This window comes from Paenibacillus sp. CECT 9249, from assembly GCF_918697855.1.
Lineage (GTDB): Bacteria > Bacillota > Bacilli > Paenibacillales > Paenibacillaceae > MSJ-34.
On record NZ_CAKKLI010000054.1, the window covers coordinates 24,902 to 31,695 of the forward strand.

6 protein-coding genes are annotated in these 6,794 nt (G+C 52.4%); all 6 read left to right on the forward strand.

Annotated features, from left to right (window positions below; genetic code table 11):
• Window positions 1-535: 535 nt before the first annotated feature.
• The 6 genes from proB (at window position 536) to LQ229_RS23695 (ending at window position 6,648) form a co-directional block, all read left to right on the forward strand.
• A complete protein-coding gene (gene proB / locus LQ229_RS23670; RefSeq protein WP_230193073.1) occupies window positions 536-1,633 on the forward strand; it encodes a glutamate 5-kinase in 1,098 nt (365 codons plus the stop codon).
• A 21-nt stretch (window positions 1,634-1,654) separates the two neighbouring features.
• Window positions 1,655-2,902, forward strand: a complete 1,248-nt coding sequence (locus tag LQ229_RS23675; protein WP_230193074.1) for a glutamate-5-semialdehyde dehydrogenase — start codon at window positions 1,655-1,657, stop codon at window positions 2,900-2,902.
• A gap of 16 nt (window positions 2,903-2,918) precedes the next feature.
• Window positions 2,919-3,776, forward strand: coding sequence for a pyrroline-5-carboxylate reductase (gene proC / locus LQ229_RS23680; RefSeq protein WP_216539789.1), 858 nt, complete (start codon window positions 2,919-2,921; stop codon window positions 3,774-3,776).
• On the forward strand, window positions 3,773-4,990 hold the full coding sequence (locus LQ229_RS23685; RefSeq protein WP_216539788.1) for a 2,3-diketo-5-methylthiopentyl-1-phosphate enolase: 1,218 nt from the start codon (window positions 3,773-3,775) through the stop codon (window positions 4,988-4,990). Before proC ends, LQ229_RS23685 begins: the two co-directional genes overlap by 4 nt.
• Window positions 4,987-5,649: a 2-hydroxy-3-keto-5-methylthiopentenyl-1-phosphate phosphatase gene (locus tag LQ229_RS23690; protein WP_216539787.1), complete on the forward strand. Its 663-nt coding sequence runs from the start codon at window positions 4,987-4,989 to the stop codon at window positions 5,647-5,649. The genes LQ229_RS23685 and LQ229_RS23690 overlap by 4 nt, the downstream gene beginning before the upstream one ends.
• Window positions 5,650-5,928: 279 nt before the next feature.
• Window positions 5,929-6,648, forward strand: coding sequence for a hypothetical protein (locus LQ229_RS23695; protein WP_216539786.1), 720 nt, complete (start codon window positions 5,929-5,931; stop codon window positions 6,646-6,648).
• The last annotated feature ends 146 nt before the right edge of the window (window positions 6,649-6,794 follow it).

Consider the following 6,794-nt stretch of genomic DNA (forward strand, 5'->3'; position numbering starts at 1 on the left):
AAATAGCTGGATTTTTGCAGTTGCTCGGGTGAAATTTGCTGAAATCGGCTTTTGTAAATGGATTTTTGCAGTTACATAGGCTTTCGAAGCACTAGCGTTGCACCGAATGTTTTACTGCGTTTCAAACCGATGATTGCGATAGGGATGAACAAGGTTAACGGATTTTGGAGGCCTTATTTGATCCAATAACGCAATTTTGGCGGTGTTAGCGGATTTTGAGGGCTCTATTTTTGTCGAAACTTCACAAAACCAAGGATCCTCAGCCGATCGCGACATGTTAACGGTTCGAAAATCCGTTAATTCCAAATATTCGACTGGAATTCAAAAAATAAGACCTCGGAAATCCGTTATATTTCCATGGTACCGCATCCCAGCTAGAAGATTTAATGCAACGCTAGTGCTTTCGAAGCGAGTTTTGCTCTCAAATTACGCACAGAAGCTACGCTCTCAAAACTTGGCACATGCTTTCGAAGCGAGTTTTGATCGAAGCCTGGTCAAAGATGTAACGCTCTCAAAACTTTTAGGAAGTGATTTCATGCATCGCATCGTTGTAAAAATCGGCAGCAGTTCGCTCACGTCGGACGAAGGCGGATTAAACCGGGATAAAATCGTTTTTTTTGCGCATGAGCTGGCCCAGCTTGCAGCTTCGGACACCCAGGTGCTGCTTGTCACCTCCGGCGCCGTGGCGGCCGGTTTCCGGCAAATCGGGTATCCCTCGCGCCCCAAGCTGCTGCATGAGAAGCAAGCGGCGGCCGCGGTCGGTCAAGCATTGCTCATGCAAGCGTACCAGGAAGCGCTCGGCGCTTACTCGATCTGCGCGGCGCAAATCTTGTTGACCCGTTCCGACTTCAGCAACCGGAATCGGATCCGCAATGCGCAAATGACGATCGAGGAACTGCTGCGGCAAAAGATCGTCCCCGTTATTAACGAAAACGACACCGTATCGGTCGATGAGCTGAAGTTCGGGGATAACGATATGCTCTCCGCCCTCGTCGCGAACCTGGTCAAAGCGAACGGACTGATCATCATTACCGATACCGACGGGTTATACACGGCCGATCCGCGGAAAGATCCGACGGCGAAGCGGCTGGAACGGATCGGCGAAATTACCGACGAAATCTATGCCGTCGCCGGAGGTTCCGGTTCCGCCGTCGGCACAGGCGGCATGCGCTCGAAGGTCGAAGCGGCCAAAGTGGCGATGCGCGGCGGCGTCCCGACGTTCGTCGGAAAAGTGGCGGAACGCGGCGATTTGCAGCTAGCCGTCTACGGAAACGGCAAAGGCACGTACTTCGATACGCAGCGCCACTCGCTGCCGATGAAGAAACAGTGGCTCGGCTTCCACTCGACCCCGCGCGGCAAAGTATTCGTCGACAGCGGTGCGGAAGCGGCGCTCATCTCCCGGGGCAAAAGCTTGCTTCCCGTCGGAGTGAAGCATGTCGAAGGAGACTTCCGTTCGGGCGATGTGATCGAGGTCTTTAACATGGACGGCCAAGTGATCGGGCGCGGAATCGTCAATTACGATTCGACGCAGATTCGCGCCGTCGCAGGCCTCAGCACCGACGAAATTCAAAAACGCATCGAGCTCCCCCGCGCGGAAATTATTCACCGCGACGAATGGATATCTTTGAAATAAACATTAGAGGAGGAATCTGAAATGAGCGAAGTTAGGGATAAAGCGAGGTTGGCCAAAGAAACGGCAAGCGTCTTGAACCGGCTTGCCACCCCGCAAAAAAACGAGGCGCTCCGCCTGATGGCCGTCGCCCTGTTGGAAGAACAAGAGTCCATCATCGCCGCGAACCGCGAAGATTTGGAACGCGGCAAAGCGCAAGGAACGAGCGATTCGCTGCTCGATCGCATCGCATTGAACGCCCAGCGGATCGAGGGGATCGCGGAAGGCTTGAGACAAATCGCCGAGCTTCCCGATCCGGTCGGGGACATCTTGGAACGGTTCGAGCGCCCGAACGGATTGCAAATCGAAAAAATCCGCGTACCTCTCGGCGTGATCGGCATCATATACGAAGCGCGCCCGAACGTGACGGTCGACGCGGCCGGGCTTTGCCTTAAGACCGGCAATGCCGTCGTCTTGCGCGGCGGGTCCGCGGCGCTCAGTTCCAATAAACGCATCGTCGAAGTGCTCCATCAAGCGCTCGCGAAATCTGAAATCCCGGCAGACGCCCTGCAATTGATCGAGGATCCGAACCGCAGCTCGGTCGACGAAATGTTGAAGCTGAACGGCTTGCTTGACGTCATCATTCCGCGCGGCGGCGCTTCGCTGATCCGGAACGTCGTGGAGAACGCCACCGTTCCCGTCATCGAAACGGGCGCCGGCATTTGCCACACGTTCATCGACGCATCCGCGCAGCAAACGATGGCCGAGCAAATCGCCATCAACGCCAAAGTGCAGCGTCCTTCCGTCTGCAACGCCATGGAAACGCTGCTTGTGCATAGCCATTACGCCAACCGGCATCTCGAATCGCTAGCCGGCCAATTGCGGGAAGCGAACGTCGAATTGCGCGGATGCGCAAAAACAGCGGCGCTCATAAGCGTGGACAAGGCGGCGGAAGACCAAGATTACGCGACCGAATACAACGATTATGTATTAAACGTCAAAATCGTGGAATCGCTTGACGAAGCGCTCGATCATATACGCCGCTACGGAACGATGCATTCGGAATGCATCGTCACGGAGGATGCGGAACATGCGGCCCGGTTTATGCAGGAAGTCGACGCCGCGGCGGTATATCATAACGCGTCGACGCGGTTCACCGACGGATTCGAATTCGGCTTCGGGGCGGAGATCGGAATCAGTACGCAAAAGCTGCACGCCCGCGGCCCGATGGGCTTGCCCGCGTTAACGTCGGAGAAGTACCGCATCTACGGTACGGGGCAAATTCGGAAGTAGCGAAGGAGTGAAGGCAATGAACGAGACTGCATTGCAAGAACGGAAAATATGCTTTTACGGCGCGGGTTCGATGGCGGAAGCGATCGTGCGCGGCCTGCTGGAGCGGAAAACGGCCGAGGCGCGCGACATCTCGATGATCAACCGTTCCAATCAAGCCCGATTAGCGAAATTGCGCGCACGGTACGGCGTTGAAACCGCGAACGAATCGGACCGCAAGCGGCGCCTGCTTCAGGAAGCGGACGTCATCGTACTGGCGATGAAGCCGAAGGACGCCGCGGCCGCATTACGCGAATTGCAGCCGCTCCTGACGGAAGGCCATTTGCTCGTCTCCGTCATCGCCGGGATGTCGATCGGTACGATGGAACGGCTCGTTGCCGGCGTCTGCCCGATCGTCCGCGCCATGCCGAACACTTCGAGCACCATCGGGCTCGGCGCGACCGGCCTCAGCTTCTCCGCTTCGGCTCTGGACGAACAACGGCGGCTTGCTGTCGGCATGTTCGAAGCCGTCGGCACGGTTGCCGTCGTGCCGGAACGACAACTCGACATTTTGACCGGCGTTTCGGGCAGCGGCCCCGCCTACGTATATTTCATGATGGAAGCGATGATCGAAGCGGGGGTGCAAGGCGGCCTTTCCCACGAGCAGGCGCGGGAATTGACGGTGCAAACTTTCCTCGGCGCCGCTCATATGGTACGGTCGACCGGAGAACATCCGGCCGATTTGCGCCGCAAAGTAACGTCGCCGAACGGAACGACGCAGGCGGCGATCGAAGTGCTGCAACACCATCATTTCTCGGAAGCCGTCATACGCGCCGTACACCGTTCGGCGGAAAGGGCCGGCGAAATCGGAGCCGAGATCGGGAGGGAATCGATTTGAGTTCAGTATGCATTGCCACGTACCGTTGTTTCGATCCGAAAGCGGATTTTCAGAAAAAAGCGTTATCCATCGCCGTCGGATTGACGGTCGGCAGCTGGACGGAACTGCCGGAGACCAAAAAAGAACAGATGCGCCGCCATTTGGGCCAAGTCGTTTCGGTCGCGGAACATGAAGACGCGAATACGGGAGAACGTTACGCCGACATCCGGATCGCCTACCCGGACATTAATTTCAGCCGCGATATCCCCGCCCTGCTCGTCACCGTATTCGGCAAACTGTCGATGGACGGCAAAATCAAATTGCTCGACCTGGAATTTTCCGAATCGTTCCTCGCCGGATTCCCGGGGCCGAAATTCGGCATCGAAGGCGTCCGCGGCTTGCTCGGAATCAAGGAACGGCCTTTGCTCATGAGCATTTTCAAATCGGTCATCGGCTACGATTTGGACGGATTGCGGGAACAGTTCTACCAGCAGGCGCTCGGCGGCGTCGATCTCATTAAAGACGATGAAATATTGTTCGAGAACCCGCTGACTCCGATCGAGCAAAGGGTTCGGGTATGCATGGAAGCCGCCCGGCAGGCGGAATCGCAAACCGGCAAAAAGCTGCTGTACGCCGTCAATTTGACCGGCCCAACGTCGAAGCTGGCGTCGCAAGCGAAGAAAGCGATCGACGCGGGCGCGAACGCCCTGCTGTTCAATGTGCTTTCGTACGGATTCGACGCGCTCCATGAATTAAGCGCCGATCCGGAGATCAATATCCCGATCGCGGCCCATCCGGCCCTCGCCGGGGCGCTGTACCCGTCGCCGCATTACGGGATTGCCGCCTCGCTCCTGCTCGGCAAGCTAATGCGTCTCGCCGGGGCCGATCTTGCGCTGTTCCCTTCCCCTTACGGTTCGGTCGTAATGCCGAAGGAAGAGAACATCGCGGTCAAAGAGGCGCTTACGACGCCGGATTTGCCGCTGCGGTCCAGCTTCCCGGTTCCTTCCGCCGGCATCTATCCCGGACTTGTCCCGCTCATTATCCGGGATTTCGGAACCGATGTCGTCGTCAATGCCGGAGGCGGCATTCACGGCCACCCGCAAGGAACGGCGGCCGGTGGGCGGGCGTTTGCGCAAGCGATCGACGCCACGTTGAACGGGGTGCCGTTGCAGCAATACGCCGCCAATTATCCGGAGCTGCGCGCAGCGATCGATGCCTGGGGGGTTAAACAATGAATTCGCGCAAACAACCTGTCGTCTTCTGCGATTTTGACGGCACGATTACGGTTAACGACAATATTCTCGCGATTATTAAACATTTTAATCCCGAAGGCTGGGAACCGATCGTTCAAGATATTATGGGCGAACGGAAATCGATTCGCCGCGGCGTCGGCGAGTTGTTCGAGCTCCTTCCCTCCTCTTCCAAGAAGGAAGTAGTGGATTTCGCCTTAAGCCAGGCGCGCATCCGCGAAGGCTTCGGCGAGTTTCTCGCGTTTTGCCGGCAGCGCGGCATCGAGTTTTATGTCACGAGCGGCGGAATCGATTTTTTCGTCTATCCGATTCTTGCGCCTTTCGATATTCCGGAAGATCATATTTTTTGCAACGGCAGTGATTTCAGCGGGGAACGAATCCGCATCACTTGGCCGCATCAATGTCAGAAACCTTGTACTAACGATTGCGGAATGTGCAAAACGACGATTATACGCCGCTTTCCGGCAGAGCGTTACGACCGGATTCTGATCGGCGACAGCGTCACCGATTTTGCCGGCGCCAAGCTCGTCGATCACGTCTATGCCCGTTCGCATTTGACGGAGAAATGCGAGCAGCTTGGACTCCCCCATGTTCCGTACGAAAATTTTTACGACATTATAACAGCTTGGAAATGTCATTCCTAAAAAATTATAATAATTGTATAAGTAACAGTTCTTCATGATATAAAATCTTCACCGTGAGAGAGAAACCTTAAATAACAAATTGTAGAATTACGCATTATATTTAGGACCAAAGTCACTAAAAATCTCCGGAATAATATGTTATTATTTTACTAATATTATCAAAAGAGGTGATATTATGGTTTAGTTATAAAATATTCGTAAACGTTGTTGGTTTACATCAAAGATTTTACTTCTAAGTATAATGTATAAACTAAACTAATACTATGAAGGTAATAATCGATGAAAGTTATCATTAAACAATTGACGGCTCTTCTCTTTTCTGTAGTTATTTTTTCTTTTTCATTTAGTAGTGCTTTCGCAGAAACGTCAAAATCGATCTCCGATGAAAGTATCGCAAACATCAAATCTAATTTGGTCAAAATGGGGGTCAATAAGGAAACTCAAGATAAATTAATTGAAAAATTACTTAATGGTGAGGCTTGGGATTCTATGAATCCCGATAAAATAAATACTGGGGAGACTAAAAAATTTTATAAAGTTTATTCTGGTAATAAAGTTCTGATAGCCAAAACAACTTTCCCAGACGGGTCAGTAAGTCAAACTACTATTACATTTAATGATATTGTTAATAAAAATGGGAAAATTAACCCAATGGGTGGCTCTTCTTGTGGTAGTGGTTACTGTACCTACTATGGCTTGAAAGTTGAGGGGGGTAACGGTGTCGTCGATGCAAGTTTTTATGCTGACTACACCCTAGTAACAGGTGGATATGACTATATTAATGATGTTTATCAGCCACAAGTCAGAGCGCAAATTGGTACAATCGAAGATATAAACGGTCCCACCATTTTACGCAAATATGAAACTCAGTCTCAAAGTGCTAGAGCATATCTGCAGTGGACATATAAACCATATCACACTGGAAGTGCAACACAATATCTGAATTTTGACGTTCAAAACGACTCTGTTTCTTCTTATTTTACTACTAATAACAATTGATGCAAATTTAAAATATAATCCTAAATTTCGAAAGTACCGTTCATTGAAAACATAAAAAAGTGCCCAAATCTTTGGTAGAATGGTGTTTGTCGAGAACACTACACCCAAAGAGAGGAGCACCTTTTAGGTGAAGTCTACCACACCCA